Raw genomic sequence first — 17808 nt, forward strand, 5'->3', positions numbered from 1 at the left:
CAGGATACCGTGACGAATGCCGATTGGAACTACAGACTGTTAATCTCCAGGTCGCGGGTTCGAATCCCGCCGGGGTCCCCATTTATGACCCCGTAGCTCAGCGGATAGAGCAGGCGTTCCAGCAATTTTTGTCGTCACGGACAGAATGAAATGCATGGCGAATACCGAAAGAAACTACATCGAAAAGTGTTTCTTTCAACCTCTTGTCGCCGTGAGCAACACTGGAAGACGTGGCGAATGCCGGGGAAACTACATCGGTAAACCCTAACGGGGAGCGGATTCGAACTCCGCACCGCCAAATGCCGAAAGGTATGGACGCGGAATGTTTCCTCATTCTGGTCGCCACGACCGAAATGCAGCGGCGAATGCCGAACGGAACTACAGCCTCCACGTTAGGGGTGGCTTGATGGGTTCGACTCCCATCCCCGGCAGCGCTCTCTGGCACGAGCGGAGCCCCCCATGTTTCGTTCAACCTCGTCGCCGCTGCCTTTCAATTTTGAAAATGCCGGAAGACGGAACGTTGTCCGGCAATGATGAATGAATGAGAAGGACTGCGAACGCAGAAAAGAAGATGGTTGAGATCGTAAGCGGACAGGATTTGATTGACGCGGGCATGCCGCAGGGCAAGTGGTTTCGCCCGGCGCTGGATGCCGCCAACAGGGTTTTGAATGAGGGCGGTTCGATGAGTGCCGCGATGGCGACAGCGCTCGCATTCCGGCCAGCCCCGACTGTACCGCTGAAAACGGATGGCGATGTCGAGATCTATTCCAACATCCGTGCCGAAAACGTGTTCGAACAAGACAATGTCGAGAAGGTCAATGCTACCATGCGGGCGCTTGTCCGCACGCCTGTTGTGCGCGCGGCGGCAATCATGCCGGACGCCTGCCCAGCCGGACCGGTGGGAACCATTCCTGTTGGTGGCGTGGTTGCTTCCGAGGCGATCCATCCTGGCATGCATTCGGCCGATATCTGCTGCTCCATGGCAATCTCGATCTTCCCCGGCGTTGATCCAAAGTCGTTGCTGGATGCGATCCACTCCGTGACGCATTTCGGGCCTGGTGGTCGTGCCGTTGATCAGCGTGTCAAACCGTCCGAAGCAACATTGGCGGCTTTCCAGCAGAACCCGTATCTGAGCGGTGCGGCGTTGAATGTTGGTATCGAGCACTTTGCAACGCAGGGTGACGGCAACCATTTTGCCTATGTCGGAACGATGAAGTCGACCGGCGAGACGGCACTGGTTACCCATCATGGATCGCGAGCGCCCGGTGCCCGGCTGTATGAACGTGGAATGAAGGTGGCAAACAAATTCCGTGAACAATTGTCACCGAAAACACACCGCGACAATGCCTGGATTCCGGCGGATACCGAGGAGGGTGATCTTTACTGGTCGGCTCTGCAGTCCATCCGCCAGTGGACGAAGGAAAACCATTATGTGCTGCATGACATGACGGCGGAAAAGCTGTCTGCCAAGGTGTCGGACCGTTTCTGGAACGAACATAACTTTGTGTTCCGAAAGTCAGACGGTCTGTTCTACCACGGTAAGGGGGCGACGCCTGCCTTTGATGGCTGGGCTGAGGATGCGACCGATCTGACGATCATTCCGCTCAACATGGCGGAGCCGATCCTGATCGTGCGTGGCTCCAATGCTGCTCATGGTCTGGGTTTCTCACCGCATGGCGCGGGCCGTAACTTTTCGCGTAGCGCTCATTTGCGGCGTCTCGCGGCGGAATATGGCGCCGATTGCCGTGGGCTGAGCCCGAACAACATTGCCGACATCATGGCAAAAGAGACGGCTGGACTGGATGTACGCTTCTTTTCGGGAGAAGCGGACGTGTCCGAACTGCCGGGTGCCTACAAGTCGGCGGCCAATGTGCGTTCCCAGATCGAACATTACGGCCTTGCCGAAGTGGTCGACGAGGTGATCCCGTTTGGAAGCATCATGGCTGGTGACTGGCAGAAGAATGCGCCATGGCGTAAGAAACGTCGCTGAATATCGGGCGAGGCGGCTGATGCCGCCTCGTTCAAGCACGCCCGTTAAGCTGGGCCGGTCAGGCCGGACCAAGCAGGATGAAGGTCTCGCTTTTTGACACACCTTCGGTGCCGCGCACCGTTGAAATCAGCTGGTTCAACTCGGACATCGTGGATACCTCGATTTCGGCGACTGCATCCCAGACACCATTTGTATTGGAAAGAGACGCCACGCCCGGCAAGCGTTTGATGGCCGACACTGTGTGCTTTGGTGAGCCGGACACTTCAACGAGGATAAAGGCTCGGATCAGATCGCGGCTGATGTCGTCTTTCAACCTGACGGTGAAACCCTTGATGTCGCCTGATTCAATCAGGCGATCGAGCCGCTTTTGAGCGGTGGCGCGGGCGACACCAAGAATCTGCGCAAGCTGTGGAACCGACGCCCTGCCATTGATCCGCAACTCCGCAATCAGCCGTCTATCAAGGTCGTCCATTTTTTACCATTTCGTCAAATGACTTACTATTTCGTTATTATATGAAATTTTCGAGCACTTTGTATTCTTTTTTGTTCTCGTTTCTCGAATTACCAATTGTCATCGCTGAGCAAGAGCTGGCCCTCGAAAAAAGCGGGATAATCCAAAAGAGTGGGCCGGTTGATAGCAGCAATTCGAAGACATCGAAGCTATACACACGACGTCCTGCTATGAGCCGGGACATCTTTTTGGGAGACGACCTGCATGAAACTTACTCGCGCAATTTACGGCCTTTTTGTTGCTGCGACCCTCTGCTTGCCTTTCACAAGCGCACATGCTGACGATCTGGAAAAAGTCCAGAAAGCCGGCAAGCTTTCGATTGCACTGTCGGGCGTTTTCCCTCCGTTCAGCTTCGTTGACGAAAGCAACAAGGTTGTTGGATTTGACGTCGAGATCGGTTCTGAAATTGCCAAGCGCCTGAAAGTGGAACCGGAAATCATTACCACTGCCTGGGATGGTATTATCGCTGGTCTGGTCACCGGCCGCTACGACACCATCATCGGTTCGATGAGCGTGACCGAAGAGCGCAAGAAGGCAGTGGACTTCGTTGGTCCTTATTACCGCTCCGGTCTTGCGGCCTTTGTTCGCTCTGGTGCTGGCGTTGCCAATATCGATGAACTGAAGGGCAAGAATGTTGGCGTGACACTCGGCGAAGCCGCAGAAAAATGGGCTCGCGAACAGAACTTGTTTGAAGTGCGTACATACAAGGGGCTGCCGGAAATGCTTCTTGACCTGACGGCTGGTCGTGTCGACGCCATCATCGCTGATGACGTTCCGGTTTTCGTCGCCATTGCCAAGAACAATACGCCAGTAGAACAGGTCAAGGATGAGCGCATGCCACGTTACGACGTTGGTATTGCTGTCCGTAAGGGCAATCCCGAACTCGCTGCCGCCATGCAGAAGGCACTGGACGACATGATGGCTGATGGCACCTATGAGGCCATTTCGAAAAAGTGGATCGGCCAGGACGTTCGTTAATCCACGGTTTGACGCGCTAACGCCTGATGTCTCGCGGGGCGGGAAATGGATTGCAGTGCAAACTGCCTGACATTTTCCGCCCAGTCATTCGATCCGTTTACAGAGATCGGGCTCCGAAATGTTCGGTTGCCAGGTCCGAGAGGCCGCAATGGACTTTCAATTAATCTGGCGGATAACGCCCTTCGTATTGGAAGCCTCGCTTCTAACCATCCAACTCACGGTCTGCTCGCTGGCGATTGGTCTTGTTGTTGCGGCTGTGGTGGTAACCGGCCGGTTTTCGAGAATAACGGCTGTCCGTTGGGCCGCCACGATTTATGTCAGCATTCTGCGCGGCACGCCGCTGTTGGTACAGCTGTTCATCGTATTTTTCGGTGGGCCGCAGCTTGGTTTTGAACTCACCCCGTTTCTGGCGGGTGTCCTGACCATGGGCTTCAATATCGGTGCCTACATGTCAGAGGGTATCAAGGGAGCCATTATTTCCGTTGATAAGGGGCAATCCGAAGCCTCCCGCTCTCTCGGTTTTGGCCGGTTCGATACGATGCGTCTGTTCGTGCTGCCGCAGGCCGCACCGCTGATGATCCGCTCGCTGGGTGTGAACACGGTCATCCTGTCCAAAAGTACCGCCCTTGTCTCGACCATCGGCGTGGTTGAACTCACCTATTCGGCGCAGCGGTTTGTGACCTCCACCTACAAGCCATTCGAGGTGTTTGCTGTTGCGGGTGCTGCTTATCTCGCCATTGTTGCAGTCATTTCGCTGACCGTACGTGGAGTGGAATATCTGTTTACCTCCAAAGGGGAGGTTCCAGCATGAGTTTCGATTTCAGCGTCGTACCGCCCTATTGGGAAATGCTTCTGATCGGCCTGCTCTGGACGGTTGTGATTACCGCCATCGCTGGCACCGTCAGCGTCATCTTAGGTATTGGCATTGCCACGACAACACTCTATGGCCCACGCATTGTTGCAGCGCCTGTGCGTGCCGTTATCTTCCTGTTTATGGGAACGCCTCTGCTTCTGCAGCTGTATTTGCTGTATTACGGCCTGTCTCAGTTGGGCGTTCTGTTGCCGGCCTTCTGGACAGGGGTTCTGGGGCTTGGCCTGCACTACGCAGCTTATAACGCAGATATTTTCCGGGCATCGCTGAAGGCGGTCGATCCGGGCCAGGCGGAAGCAGCGCGCTCCCTGGGCTTTGGTCACCTCGCCACGTTGCGGCACTTCATCATTCCGCAATCTTTCCTGACGGCACTGCCGCAGGTGGGCAATAACAGCATCATACTGCTGAAGGATACGGCTGTGTTGTCGGTGCTGGGGATAACCGAACTTGTCCTCAACGCTCAGCGCGCCATCAGCGAAACCTATCGTCCGTTCGAATTCTATCTGACCGCAGCTGTGCTTTATTACGTCGTCAATCTGGTGATGGAATATCTGCTCCGTCTCGCGGCCCGCAAAGTGGAAGCCATTCGATGAAAGCTCAAACTCCCATGATCGAACTGCGGCATATCCGCAAATCCTACGGGCCTCATGAAGTGCTCAAAGGCATTGACCTGACGGTCGCTCGCGGCAAGATCGTTTCGATTATCGGCCCAAGCGGCTCGGGCAAAAGTACCCTTCTGCGGTCGATCAACATGCTGGAGGAAACATCTTCTGGCGAAATCTGGCTCGATGGCCAGATGGTCAATCGTCCCTTGAAGGGCCGTGCCTTCGAAAAACACATCAACCATATCCGTCAGGAAATGGGCATGGTGTTCCAGCAGTTTAACCTGTTTCCGCATCTGACTGTTCTGCAGAACATCATGATTGGCCCGATGCGGCTGAAAGGGTTGAGCAAGGTCGAGGCGAGAGATCGCGCCAACGCGTTGCTGGCAAAGGTTGGCCTGGCCGAAAAAGGCGATGCCTATCCGGCACGTCTGTCCGGTGGACAGAAGCAGCGCGTGGCAATTGCCCGTGCATTGGCAATGCAGCCAAAGGTGATGCTGTTCGATGAGGCGACGTCCGCGCTGGACCCCGAACTCGTTGAGGAAGTGAACCAGGTCATGAAACAGCTGGCGGCTGAGCACATGACCATGTTGATCGTTACCCATGAAATGCGCTTTGCAGCCGAAGTATCCGACCACGTCATGTTCATGGACGGCGGTGTGGTGGTCGAGCAGGGCGCCCCAGATCAGGTCCTAACCAACCCGGTGGAAGAGCGTACGCGCTCATTCCTCAGAAAACATCTTTCGAACTAAACGGAAAAAGCCATGACAAGCGAACAAAACTTTGCTTCCCGCGTCGGAAGCGAGATCGATGGTGCTCGCGTGCGCGAGTTCGCCTTACGGATGACCTCTTGGAGAAGCGAAACAGGCACAGTCGGTGAATCGACCTTCGCGAACCGCCTTTATGAGTTGCTTCAGGAAATCCCTTATTTTCAGCAGAATCCCGATGACTTGCGGCTTGTCGCCAGCCATGGCGATCCGTTGACCCACAATGTCGTGGCGCTGGTTCGCGGAACCGGCAAGAGAACACTGGCACTTGCAGGTCACTTCGACACGGTGTCGACCGACAACTACCATGATCTCAAGGACCTCTCCTGCGAGAGCCTTGCGCTGAAAGATGCGCTGATCAAGGACCTGTCAGCCCGGGACGACCGCTCTGAACAGGAAGAACGCGCCCTTCAGGACCTGTTGAGTGGAGACTTTCTGCCCGGTCGCGGCTTGCTTGACATGAAGAGCGGTCTTGCGGTGGCGGTTGCGTGCATCGAGAAATTTGCCGCCGATGCTGATCGCAAGGGCAATCTGATGTTTGTCTCGACGCCGGACGAAGAGCGGGAAAGCCGCGGTATGCGTTCGATGCGTGATGCCTTCCCGTCACTTGTTGATGATCTTGGCATCGAAATCGAAGCGGGCGTCAATCTCGACGTGACCTCGGATCAGGGTGACGGTAGCGAAGGTCGCGCGGTTTATGCTGGCACAATCGGAAAACTGCTTCCGTTTGCTTTGGTCATCGGTTGCAGCTCGCATGCTAGCTACCCCTATGAAGGCGTCAGCGCCCAGGCGATGGGGGCAGGCATTCTCGCAAGGCTTGAGGGCAATGCTTCACTGGCCGACAAGGATGAAAACGACGTCTCTCCACCGCCGATTTGCCTTGAAGCGAAGGATCTTCGCAGCGGTTATGAGGTAACCACACCGGAGCGTTTTTGGATCGCCTTCAACTGGCTCTATCACGCCATGAGTGCTGATGAGCTTTTCGCGCGTTTTACGCAGGAAGTGATGATCGGTGCGACGGAAGCCGTCGAAAAATTCTCTGCGGCATCCGCAGAATACAGCCGCCTTGTTGGCCGTAGTGCTGGTGCAACACCTGCCAAGCCAAGGATCGTGACTTTCAAGGAATTGAAGGCAGCTGCAGGTCGTGCGTTTGGAGATGGTTTTGAGGCCGTATACCGCACAAAGGAACAGGAGCTTGCGCATATCGACAACCCGCTGGTTCTTACCCGTGAACTGACGGAATGGCTTGTGTCGATTGCCCGCGTTTCGGGCCCGGCCATCGTGATCGGCTTTGCAGGATTGCACTATCCGTCCAGCCGTCTGCGGATGTCCGATCGCAATGACCGCCTGTTGTTCCAGGCTATTGAAGAGGCACGCGCTGGTCTTGGCAATGATCCATCGAGAAGCATCGTGTGGAAACCCCACTTCCAGGGTATTTCCGACATGAGTTTCCTCGGCCTTGCGGCAAGCGGAAGCACGATTGTTTCAGAAAATACGCCGATTTCGCGTTTGATCGATTTGCCGCCAGCGAATGCCAAAAGCTTCCCGACCGTCAATCTCGGGCCTTGGGGACGCGAATTCCACCAGAAGCTTGAACGCGTGCATGCTCCCTATGCATTCGAAGTTCTGCCAGGTCTGGTGATGGACATTGCCCGCACGTTCCTGGGCGACAACAGCACAGAAGCCTGATCAGGGCGGACCAACAATGGGTGGTGAAAGCCACTAAGCAATTGTGAGGATAGATCGAATATGACTGCCAATCAGAACCTCAATGTCGTGCCGTTTGTCAGCGTTGACCACATGATGCGCCTTGTCCTGAAGGTTGGAACGGAAACCTTCCTGACCGAACTTGCTGACGTGATCGAGGAAGATTTCCTGCGCTGGGAACAGTTCGACAAGACGCCACGCGTCGCGTCTCATTCCGACGAGGGCGTCATCGAACTGATGCCAACCAGCGATGGTACTCTCTACGGGTTCAAATATGTGAACGGCCACCCAAAAAACACCAAAGAAGGGCGCCAGACGGTCACTGCCTTCGGTGTGCTTTCCGACGTTGGCAACGGTTATCCGATGTTGCTGTCGGAGATGACCATTCTGACGGCGTTGCGCACGGCGGCGATGTCTGCGGTTGCCGCAAAACATCTTGCACGTCCGAACTCCCGCACCATGGCGATCATCGGAAATGGCGCGCAGAGTGAATTCCAGGCCTTAGCATTCAAGGCGATCCTCGGTGTTGACCAACTGCGCCTTTATGATCTGGACCCAAGTGCGACGGAGCGTTGCGCCCGCAACCTCAGCGCCAAGGGTTTCTCGATTACCAAGTGCGCGTCGCCGCAGGAAGCGGTGGAGGGCGCCGATATCGTAACAACGGTCACCGCCGACAAGCTGAATGCGACGATCCTTTCCGACAACATGGTTGGACCGGGCATTCACATCAATGCGGTGGGTGGTGATTGCCCAGGCAAAACCGAACTGCACAAGGACATCCTGTTGCGTTCGGACATTTTTGTCGAATATCCGCCACAGACCCGTATTGAAGGCGAAATTCAGCAGCTAGACGCGGATTATCCGGTCAAAGAACTGTGGGAAGTGATTGCTGGTAAAAAGCAGGGTCGTGACAACGAACGTGCCATCACGCTGTTTGACAGCGTTGGTTTTGCAATCGAGGACTTTTCAGCGCTTCGCTACGTGCGCAGCAAGCTTGAAGAAACAGGCCTGTTTGTTGACCTCGATCTTTTGGCGGACCCGGACGAGCCGCGCGATCTCTACGGCATGCTGTTGCGATGCGAGGCAAAACTGCAGGCTGCCTGAACATGTCAAGGTAAGATGCGGGCGGATTGCCCGCATCAACAGCATCAAACTGTCAGCTTTTGCCGAGGATTTGTTTGGCAATCGCAGATGCCGCCTCGACGTGAGCGCGGCAGGCTAATGCAGCCGCTTCCGGCGCATTGCGTTCGATTTCAGCAAAAATTTTGCGAATTTGCGTTGGTCCGGATACCATGCGGTTTCCAGTATTAGTCGCGGAGATCAGGCATGGTTGAGTTTCGAACCTGATGCAACACACGCATTCTCTTGACACCTCACGCGGTGTCCGGTGAATTCGGTTCCGTAACGTTGCACCTGATTTCAGCTCTCTGATTTCAGCCATTGAAGGAGACTTCCGCCATGGCCCTGTCCGAAACACTTCTTGCCAAACTGAAAGACCCCACGTTGGCCACCGACAAGGCGTTGATCAACGGTCAATGGCAGGCGAGCGGTGAGGGCGGCGCAAGTTTCGTTGTTACCAACCCGTCGACCGGTGAGGTGATTGCCACATTGCCCGACATGACCCGGGCCGATGCTGCACGCGCCATTGATGCAGCCCACAAGGCGCAAAAACTCTGGGCAAAAAAGACGGGCAAGGAGCGCGCTGCGGTGCTCCGCAAACTTTATGACCTTATGGTTGCCAATGCCGATGACCTTGCGGCGATCCTGACCATGGAAATGGGCAAGCCGCTAACCGAGGCGAAGGGTGAAATCCTCTATGGTGCGGCCTATGTCGAGTGGTTTGGCGAGGAAGCCAAACGGGTGTATGGCGATACCATTCCCGGCCACCAGCCGGACAAGCGCATTATCGTGCTGAAACAGCCGATTGGCGTGGTGGCCTCCATCACTCCATGGAATTTCCCCAATGCCATGCTGGCGCGAAAATTTGCACCTGCTGTTGCAGCGGGCTGCGCGATGGTCTCCAAGCCTGCGGCTGAGACACCGCTGTCTGCGCTTGCGCTCGCGGTGCTGGCTGAAAGGGCCGGTCTGCCGGCCGGTGTGTTCAATGTTGTCACGTCCAGAAAGTCTGCAGACATCGGTCTGGAATTCACCGAAAATGACAAGGTTCGCAAGTTGACCTTCACCGGTTCAACGGGGGTTGGCAAGATCCTGATGCGTCAAGGTGCCGAACAGATCATGAAGCTCGGCCTCGAGCTTGGCGGCAATGCACCCTTCATCGTGTTTGATGATGCAGACCTTGATGCTGCCGTTGAAGGTGCAATGATCTCGAAATATCGCAACAACGGCCAGACCTGCGTCTGCGCCAACCGCATTTACGTTCAGGCCGCGGTTTATGATGCCTTTGCCGAAAAGCTGGCTGCCAAAGTTTCTGCCATGAAGGTTGGCGACGGATTTGAAGAAGGCGTCGTTGCTGGCCCGCTGATCACCGAAAAAGCGGTCGAGAAGGTGGAGGAGCACATTGCCGATGCTCTGGAAAAAGGTGGCGCCATTGCTGTCGGTGGCAAACGTGATGCACGGGGTGGACTGTTTTTCCAACCGACCATTCTGACTGGGGTCACATCGGCGATGAAGGTGGCGAAAGAAGAAACCTTCGGGCCGGTTGCGCCGCTGTTCCGGTTCGAGACGGAAAGTGACGTGATCGACATGGCCAATGACACGGAGTTTGGCCTTGCTTCCTATTTTTACGCTAAGGATTTGTCACGGGTCTTCCGGGTTGCCGAGGCGTTGGAATATGGCATGGTCGGTATCAATACCGGCCTGATCTCCACCGAAGTCGCACCATTCGGCGGCATCAAACAATCTGGCCAGGGCCGTGAAGGCTCGAAGTACGGCATCGAGGATTATGTCGAGGTGAAATACCTCTGCCTTCAGGTGGATAGCGTTTAAGCTTCGCCGGATCAAACCGCAGCGGCACATTGTGCCGCTGTTTGTTCCTGACGCGGCGATTTGTTGTCACGTCCGTCTCCCTTGCCTCGCCGTAGCGTTCAAAGATTGCACTATCAGGAGTTGAGTGTGCAAGGCTGGCATCGACCAGCTTGACCAACTGTTTGAACTGCGTAAATTCAGCAAGAAATTTGACGCTGATGACGCAAAACTGACGGCTGTCGTGTTTCTCAGGCCAGTGAATGAGGCGATTAAAGAGGTCATGTCGGCGTTGAGCAACCCGTCTGTGACGGCCTCTTCAAACACATTATCCGCCTCTGTCGCCGGGCTGTAACTGTGTGTCCTTATGCTTAGTCTGCTTATTAGACGTGCCACGAACATTATTTCATTATACGCAATAAAATATCAATTATTGGTGCAATTGTTACGGCGCTAGTTTGGCTGCAATATCTGTGCATCAGACGAACACGTGTCGCCTGAAACTGAAACACAGGTTTACGGGCGTCACTCACATGAACGAGATTTTTTCTTCCATTACCCGCCGTCGTGCGTTGCTAACTGCAGGTGCTGCTGTAGCCACTTTGGCGATTTCACCAAGACGTACATATGCAGCAGATGCTGCGCCTAACTCCACTTCGACAAAAGGAAACACTCAAATGGCTACTATCACCACCAAGGACGGCGTTGAAATCTTCTTCAAGGATTGGGGTCCAAAGGACGCGCAGCCAATCGTTTTCCATCATGGCTGGCCGCTGTCGTCGGATGACTGGGACGCCCAGATGCTGTTCTTCCTGTCGAAGGGTTACCGCGTTGTTGCTCATGACCGTCGTGGTCACGGTCGCTCGGCACAGGTGGCGGACGGTCACGACATGGACCATTATGCAGCCGACGCATTTGCTGTCGTCGAAGCCCTTGATCTGAAGAACGCCGTTCATATCGGCCATTCAACCGGTGGCGGTGAAGTTGCCCGCTATGTTGCAAAACATGGTCAGCCCGCAGGTCGTGTTGCCAAGGCTGTCCTGGTGTCCGCCGTACCGCCGCTGATGTTGAAGACAGACAACAACCCTGAGGGTCTGCCGATCGAAGTGTTTGACGGCTTCCGTTCCGCACTGGCTGCCAACCGCGCCCAGTTCTTCCGTGATGTACCGGCTGGTCCTTTCTACGGGTTCAACCGTGATGGTGCGACCGTCCAGGAAGGTGTGATCCAGAACTGGTGGCGTCAGGGCATGATGGGTGGCGCAAAGGCCCATTACGATGGCATCAAGGCTTTCTCTGAAACCGACCAGACCGAAGACCTGAAGGCGATCACCGTTCCAACGCTTGTTCTGCACGGCGAAGACGACCAGATCGTACCGATCGCAGATTCTGCCCACAAGGCGATCAAGCTCCTGACGAACGGCACGCTCAAGACCTACCCTGGTTTCTCTCACGGTATGTTGACGGTCAATGCCGATGTTCTCAATGCCGACCTGTTGGCCTTCGTAAAGGCCTGATACAATAGCCGACGATGAAGGATGGCCGCGGCACTCTTGCTGCGGCCATCTTCAATTCTATTTTGCCGTAATGTGACTTGATACGATGATGAAGTTAACTCCCGAACTTGTTGCCCTGACCCTTCGAGATGTCAGCGATGATGGCCCGGAGCCGGGCTGGACGCCACTTTCCGAAGCGGAGCTTGATCATCTCGTTGACAGGATCGAGCGTGAAGCGGGCAATGATCCTCTGTTGGTATTTGCCTACGGCTCGCTGATCTGGAAACCTGAATTTGAAGCGGTCAGTCGTCAACGCGCCACCGCCTATGGTTGGCACAGGTCATTTTCATTGAAGATTGAGCGCTGGCGGGCCAGCAGCGATCAGCCCGGCCTGATGATGGCACTTGAGCGCGGCGGTCAATGTGACGGCATTCTTTTTGAACTGTCAGCGGAACGTCGACGTCAGGATTTGCGTGCCCTCGTAGCGCGCGAGATCCGGTACCGGGAAGTCATAGATATGGTCCGCTGGGTTTCGGTCCGTACCGAAATTGGCACCCGCAAAGCACTGACCTTTTGGGCTAGCACCAAACGGAGCGGGTTGACGCAGTCTTTGCCAATTGAGCAGGCCTCGCAGTTGATTGCCAGAGCTTGTGGTCAAGGTGGTTCTTGCGCCGAATATCTGCACAACACAATTGTAGACCTCCATGCCGAAGGCATACGTGACCGCAATCTGTGGCGTCTCCAGGCGCTGGTGGCTGCGGACATTATCGCAGCCCAGACTACCTGAACCTACAGGTCACTTGATCGACATCACTCCAGCATCACCATGTGGGATGCGACCTGCTCTTCGAAAAACTTCGAGAAGGACGCGATGCGTGGCGGCAAAGCCTGATAGGGCGGATAATAGAGTGTCAGCCATAAATCCGCCGGCGCCCATCCTTGCAACACATGCACCAGACGCCCGGTTCTGAGGTGCTCGGAGATGTGGAAACCGGGCAACATCGCGACACCCGCACCATCTGCCGCCATATCGGCCAGCACTTCACCATTATTGGCGCTGAATGCGCGGCCGGCCGAGATTGATATGCTGGAACCGCCATCCGATAGAGCCCAGGTTTCCCGTCGGCTTTCGCCGCTATAGGCAAGGCAATCATCCGGTGTCAGCTCGCTTGGATGCTGCATATCGACAAACCGGCTTCCTGGTGCAGCGACCAGAATACGCGGCACGACACGGATTTTACGCCAGATCGTGAATTTGTCCGATGGTTGCGATGAAATACGGATTGCCAGATCAAAGTCATCGTCAACGATGTTCACCAGTCCGTCCGACAAGGAAATCTCAAAGCTCATCTTTGGATAACGTTCTCTAAAGCCTGACAGGATCGGCGGCAACACGGCCTTGCCGAACCAGGTTGGAGAACTGATGCGCAAGCGGCCTTCATCGGCCTTGTGTGCATTTCGCACATCCTTGCGAGCATTTTCTAGGGCCTCGACCGCAGGCTGGATTTGAGCTGCAAAAACAGCGCCATCCGTCGTCAGTGAAACTTGCCGCGTCGTGCGCACAAACAACTGGACGCCAAGGTCGTCCTCAAGCGCGGCTATGGCGCGCGTTACCGCGGCCGGCGTCATATTCAGTTCGCGGGCCACCTGGGCAAAATTGCGCTTTTCGGCGGCCAGCAGGAATGTTTTCAGGGCTCTGTAATCGTTCATCTCTATTATTTCAAAAAACGCAATTCATTCGAAAGAAATATTGCAATTCCGCGCAGTAATCAACCCGGCTAAAACTCTACTCAACGAAACGGACAACGCCAGTGCAGAAAGGCAAAGATTATGATCAAGGACATCAAGGGATTGCATCACATCACATCGATGGCATCTGATGCACAGCAGAATAACAGGTTCTTCACCGATACGCTCGGTCTGCGCCGCGTGAAGAAGACAGTTAACTTCGACGACCCAAGTGTCTACCATCTCTATTACGGTGACGAGAATGGCACACCCGGTACGGTCATGACCTACTTCCCATTCCCCAACATGATGCTCGGTCGTCCGGGTGTCGGTGAAGTCGGAGAAACACAGTTTGCTGTTCCAAAGGGCGCCCTTTCCTTCTGGAAAGACCGCTTCACGGCGCAGGGTGTTGGTGGAATTGAAACCGACACGGCTTTCGGTGCCAACCGCCTGCGTTTCATTGGCCCGGATGGCGATGCTTTCGCTCTGGTCGAAACCGCAGATGACAAGCGCGTCGGCTGGGTCGGTGAGGGTGTCTCGGACGACGTTGCCATCCGCGGATTTAGCGGCGCGCGTTTCAATCTGCACGATACGGCTGCGACCGCAGAACTTCTCAGCTTCATGGGGTATGAACGCACAGAGGCTGAAGGTGACGTGACCCGGTTTGTCATTCCTGGCGGCAATGGTGCAGATACGATTGATTTGGTCTCGCTTCCAAAGACACCGTTTGCGCGTCAGGGCGCGGGCTCGGTCCATCACATAGCCTTTGCCGTCGACAACCGCGAAAAGCAACTCGAAGTGCGCAAGGCGCTGATGGATACGGGTTACCAAGTCACACCGGTGATCGATAGAGACTACTTCTGGGCGATCTACTTCCGGACGCCGGGCGGCATCCTGTTCGAAATCGCCACCAACGAACCCGGTTTCGACCGGGACGAAGATACTGCCCATCTCGGCGAAGCACTGAAACTGCCAAGCCGCTATGAAAACTTCCGCGATCAGATCGAGGCCAATCTGGTTCCGATTGCGGCGTAAGACTGGGGGTTTCAACCCCATCCACTGACCAAAACATTATCCGCCTTTCGAAACGGCTGCCTGAGGCAGGCAGCCGACCTCCGAAGGTATCTCAAAACTCAATGCCGCTGATCGGCACTCAAATTTAAACGGAGAACCACCATGTCTAAGCTCGAAGTCCTTACCCCTGCAAACAGCCAGCTCATCTTCATCGATCAGCAGCCGCAGATGGCGTTCGGTGTTCAGTCGATCGATCGCCAGACACTGAAGAACAACGTGGTTGGTCTTGCCAAGGCAGCCAAGATCTTCAACATCCCAACAACAATCACCACGGTTGAAACGGAGAGCTTCTCCGGCAACACCTTCCCTGAACTGTTGGCGGTTTACCCCGAAAATGACATTCTCGAACGCACCTCGATGAACTCCTGGGACGACCAGAATGTTCGCGATGCCCTGGCAAAGAACGCCGCCAAAGGCGCCAAGAAGATTGTCGTTTCCGGCCTGTGGACCGAAGTGTGCAACACGACCTTCGCTCTTTCCGCTCTCCATGATGTTCCAGACTATGAAATCTACATGGTGGCGGATGCGTCCGGTGGTACCTCAAGCGATGCGCACAAATACGCCATGGACCGCATGGTTCAAGCCGGTGTCATTCCAGTGACCTGGCAGCAGGTTCTGCTTGAATGGCAGCGCGATTGGGCCCGCAAGGAAACCTATGACGCTGTAACCTCGCTGGTGAAGGAACACTCCGGTGCTTACGGCATGGGTATCGACTACGCAGTCACTCACGTTCACGGCGGTGCCGAGCGCGTCAAGCATGGCAAACGTATCGGTCCTAACCCAGCCAAGTAAGGCCTGATCGAACCGCTCCGATAATCCCCTGTCGGAGCGGTTTTTCATTCAAGAGAGGAGTACATTCCATGAAAATCTATCTTCTTTCCCTCGGCGCAGGGCTGCTTGTCGGTATCGTCTACAGCCTGCTCAATGTCCGTTCACCGGCTCCGCCGGTCATTGCGCTTGTCGGCCTTCTTGGTATTCTCGTCGGCGAACAGCTCATTCCTTTCGCAAAGACCCTGATCAACAAGGAGCCTGCGGCAGTTTCCTGGATCAACCAGATCAAGCCGCACATGTTTGGTCATTTGCCCAAGGGGGATGATGACGCCAAAGTGATCGCGGCTCGCAACAACTCGACACCATCTGACGGTTGACGAAGTAGGTGCCGCTCAGGCATCCGGTGTTTCCTTTCAAACGTCAATTTTTGCATTGATCTTCATCACCATCATAAAGCCTGGAGTTACGCCCATGTATCCCGACCTGATCCTCCACCACGGGCTGATCACAACACTCGACCGTTCAAACCCGCATGCGACGGCCGTCGCGATCAAGGACGGCACATTTCTTGAGGTTGGCACGGATGCCGACATCATGGCACTGGCCGGCCCCGACACCAAAATCATCGACCTGAAGGGCAAACGGGTGCTGCCGGGCCTGATCGACAACCACACCCACGTGGTGCGCGGTGGCCTGAACTACAACATGGAACTGCGCTGGGATGGCGTGCGCTCGTTGGCCGATGCCATGGATATGCTGAAGCGCCAGGTGGCCATTACTCCGGCCCCGCAATGGGTGCGCGTGGTTGGTGGCTTTACCGAACACCAGTTTGCAGAAAAACGCCTGCCAACCATCGAAGAGATCAACGCCATTGCACCGGATACGCCGGTGTTCCTGCTGCATCTCTACGACCGCGCACTTTTGAATGGTGCAGCCCTGCGCGCTGTTGGTTATACCAGGGACACACCAAACCCGCCCGGCGGCGAGATCACCCGCGATGCCAATGGCAATCCAACCGGCATGCTGCTGGCCAAACCCAATGCCGGCATTCTGTATTCGACACTCGCCAAAGGCCCGAAACTGCCGCTCGACTATCAGGTCAATTCGACCCGTCACTTCATGCGGGAACTGAACCGGCTGGGCGTGACCGGCGTGATCGATGCGGGTGGTGGTTTCCAGAACTATCCCGATGACTATGAGGTCATCCAGCAATTGTCGGATAACAACCAGATGACAGTGCGTCTGGCCTATAACCTGTTCACGCAAAAGCCGAAGCAGGAAAAAGAGGACTTTCTCAACTGGACCAGCTCGGTCAAATATAAACAGGGTAACGACTATTTCCGCCATAATGGGGCAGGTGAGATGCTGGTCTTCTCCGCTGCCGACTTCGAAGATTTCCGCCAACCGCGTCCGGAGATGGCCCCGGAGATGGAAGGTGAACTGGAAGAAGTGGTGCGGATCCTCGCCGAGAACCGCTGGCCATGGCGTCTGCACGCTACCTATGATGAGACCATCAGCCGGGCACTGGATGTGTTCGAGAAGGTCAACAAGGACATTCCGCTCGAAGGTCTCAACTGGTTCTTCGACCACGCCGAAACCATCTCGGACCGTTCGATCGACCGGATTGCAGCGCTTGGCGGTGGTATCGCCACCCAGCATCGCATGGCCTATCAGGGCGAATACTTCGTTGAACGCTACGGTCATGGTGTTGCCGAAGCCACACCACCGATCAGGAAGATGCTCGACAAAGGTGTGAATGTCTCGGCAGGTACCGATGCCACGCGTGTTGCGTCCTATAACCCTTGGGTATCGCTGTCATGGATGGTCACCGGCAAGACGGTGGGTGGCATGCAGCTTTATCCACGCGCCAATTGCCTGGACCGTGAGACGGCGTTGCGCATGTGGACCGAGAAGGTCACATGGTTCTCCAATGAAGAGGGCAAGAAGGGCCGCATCGAGAAGGGGCAGTTTGCCGACCTGATCGTGCCGGACAAGGACTTCTTTGCCTGCGCCGAGGACGAGATTTCGTTCCTCACCTCGGAACTGACTATGGTCGGTGGCAAGATCGTTTACGGGACTGGTGACTTCAGAACGCTTGATGAGAACGATGTTCCGCCTGCGATGCCCGACTGGTCACCTGTGCGCAAGTTTGGTGGTTATGCCGCTTGGGGTGAACCGGAAGGCGCAGGCGCCCGCTCACTACGCCGTACGGCTATCTCGACCTGCGGCTGCGCCAGCGATTGCGGTGTTCATGGTCATGACCATGCCGGTGCATGGACCTCGAAACTGCCGATTGCTGATCTCAAGGGCTTCTTCGGCGCGCTTGGATGCTCTTGCTGGGCTGTATAAGCTTTTAAAACTGATCGGGTGACCTGTTGGTCGCCCGATTTCTAT

18 protein-coding genes are annotated in these 17808 nt (G+C 55.5%); 15 read left to right on the forward strand and 3 right to left on the reverse strand.

Features of this window, described 5'->3' with window-relative positions:
- Positions 1 to 571 precede the first annotated feature (571 nt).
- Positions 572 to 1990 carry an RtcB family protein gene (locus HGO37_RS17600; protein ID WP_250984460.1) on the forward strand — a complete coding sequence of 473 codons (1419 nt, stop codon included), beginning with the start codon at positions 572 to 574 and terminating at the stop codon, positions 1988 to 1990.
- Positions 1991 to 2048: 58 nt separating this feature from the next.
- On the opposite strand, the gene HGO37_RS17605 is transcribed toward HGO37_RS17600, so the two are convergent.
- On the reverse strand, positions 2049 to 2462 hold the full coding sequence (locus tag HGO37_RS17605) for an Lrp/AsnC family transcriptional regulator (RefSeq protein WP_192489787.1): 414 nt from the start codon (positions 2460 to 2462) through the stop codon (positions 2049 to 2051).
- Between the two features lie 243 nt (positions 2463 to 2705).
- Here HGO37_RS17605 and HGO37_RS17610 point away from each other — a divergent pair, with 243 nt between their 5' ends.
- From HGO37_RS17610 to ocd, 6 genes are all read left to right on the forward strand, one after another.
- On the forward strand, positions 2706 to 3479 hold the full coding sequence (locus tag HGO37_RS17610; RefSeq protein ID WP_250984461.1) for a transporter substrate-binding domain-containing protein: 774 nt from the start codon (positions 2706 to 2708) through the stop codon (positions 3477 to 3479).
- A 148-nt stretch (positions 3480 to 3627) separates the two neighbouring features.
- Complete coding sequence (locus HGO37_RS17615; protein ID WP_192489786.1) at positions 3628 to 4290, forward strand: amino acid ABC transporter permease; 663 nt, start codon at positions 3628 to 3630, stop codon at positions 4288 to 4290.
- Positions 4287 to 4943: an amino acid ABC transporter permease gene (locus tag HGO37_RS17620; RefSeq protein WP_250984462.1), complete on the forward strand. Its 657-nt coding sequence runs from the start codon at positions 4287 to 4289 to the stop codon at positions 4941 to 4943. The genes HGO37_RS17615 and HGO37_RS17620 overlap by 4 nt, the downstream gene beginning before the upstream one ends.
- Positions 4940 to 5704, forward strand: a complete 765-nt coding sequence (locus HGO37_RS17625; RefSeq protein WP_285200752.1) for an amino acid ABC transporter ATP-binding protein — start codon at positions 4940 to 4942, stop codon at positions 5702 to 5704. The genes HGO37_RS17620 and HGO37_RS17625 overlap by 4 nt, the downstream gene beginning before the upstream one ends.
- 12 nt (positions 5705 to 5716) lie before the next feature.
- Positions 5717 to 7408, forward strand: a complete 1692-nt coding sequence (locus HGO37_RS17630; RefSeq protein WP_250984463.1) for a M20/M25/M40 family metallo-hydrolase — start codon at positions 5717 to 5719, stop codon at positions 7406 to 7408.
- 60 nt (positions 7409 to 7468) lie between these two features.
- Complete coding sequence (gene ocd / locus HGO37_RS17635; protein ID WP_250984464.1) at positions 7469 to 8530, forward strand: ornithine cyclodeaminase; 1062 nt, start codon at positions 7469 to 7471, stop codon at positions 8528 to 8530.
- A gap of 52 nt (positions 8531 to 8582) precedes the next feature.
- Here the strand turns inward: ocd and HGO37_RS17640 are convergent, their stop codons facing one another.
- Complete coding sequence (locus HGO37_RS17640) at positions 8583 to 8720, reverse strand: hypothetical protein (protein ID WP_250984465.1); 138 nt, start codon at positions 8718 to 8720, stop codon at positions 8583 to 8585.
- 164 nt (positions 8721 to 8884) lie between these two features.
- Here HGO37_RS17640 and HGO37_RS17645 point away from each other — a divergent pair, with 164 nt between their 5' ends.
- From HGO37_RS17645 to HGO37_RS17660, 4 genes are all read left to right on the forward strand, one after another.
- Positions 8885 to 10372 (forward strand): NAD-dependent succinate-semialdehyde dehydrogenase, encoded by a 1488-nt coding sequence (locus HGO37_RS17645; protein ID WP_250984466.1) that lies wholly within the window; start codon positions 8885 to 8887, stop codon positions 10370 to 10372.
- A 124-nt stretch (positions 10373 to 10496) separates the two neighbouring features.
- A complete protein-coding gene (locus tag HGO37_RS17650; protein ID WP_250984467.1) occupies positions 10497 to 10703 on the forward strand; it encodes a hypothetical protein in 207 nt (68 codons plus the stop codon).
- 322 nt (positions 10704 to 11025) lie between these two features.
- Positions 11026 to 11862, forward strand: coding sequence for an alpha/beta fold hydrolase (locus HGO37_RS17655; protein WP_352230580.1), 837 nt, complete (start codon positions 11026 to 11028; stop codon positions 11860 to 11862).
- Positions 11863 to 11950: 88 nt separating this feature from the next.
- Positions 11951 to 12628 carry a gamma-glutamylcyclotransferase gene (locus HGO37_RS17660; protein ID WP_250984611.1) on the forward strand — a complete coding sequence of 226 codons (678 nt, stop codon included), beginning with the start codon at positions 11951 to 11953 and terminating at the stop codon, positions 12626 to 12628.
- 23 nt (positions 12629 to 12651) lie between these two features.
- On the opposite strand, the gene HGO37_RS17665 is transcribed toward HGO37_RS17660, so the two are convergent.
- Positions 12652 to 13551 (reverse strand): LysR family transcriptional regulator, encoded by a 900-nt coding sequence (locus tag HGO37_RS17665; protein WP_250984469.1) that lies wholly within the window; start codon positions 13549 to 13551, stop codon positions 12652 to 12654.
- A gap of 120 nt (positions 13552 to 13671) precedes the next feature.
- Here HGO37_RS17665 and HGO37_RS17670 point away from each other — a divergent pair, with 120 nt between their 5' ends.
- The 4 genes from HGO37_RS17670 (at position 13672) to HGO37_RS17685 (ending at position 17763) form a co-directional block, all read left to right on the forward strand.
- On the forward strand, positions 13672 to 14604 hold the full coding sequence (locus tag HGO37_RS17670) for a ring-cleaving dioxygenase (RefSeq protein ID WP_250984470.1): 933 nt from the start codon (positions 13672 to 13674) through the stop codon (positions 14602 to 14604).
- A gap of 141 nt (positions 14605 to 14745) precedes the next feature.
- The gene (locus tag HGO37_RS17675) at positions 14746 to 15435 is read left to right on the forward strand and encodes a hydrolase (protein WP_192489776.1); all 690 of its coding nucleotides are present in this window, start codon (positions 14746 to 14748) and stop codon (positions 15433 to 15435) included.
- 68 nt (positions 15436 to 15503) lie between these two features.
- Entirely contained in the window at positions 15504 to 15791 is a 288-nt protein-coding gene (locus HGO37_RS17680) for a XapX domain-containing protein (RefSeq protein ID WP_192489775.1), read from the forward strand.
- A gap of 94 nt (positions 15792 to 15885) precedes the next feature.
- Positions 15886 to 17763: an amidohydrolase gene (locus HGO37_RS17685; RefSeq protein WP_250984471.1), complete on the forward strand. Its 1878-nt coding sequence runs from the start codon at positions 15886 to 15888 to the stop codon at positions 17761 to 17763.
- Positions 17764 to 17808 lie beyond the last annotated feature (45 nt).

The sequence above is a fragment of the Rhizobium sp. CG4 genome (genome assembly GCF_023701965.1).
GTDB lineage: Bacteria > Pseudomonadota > Alphaproteobacteria > Rhizobiales > Rhizobiaceae > Agrobacterium.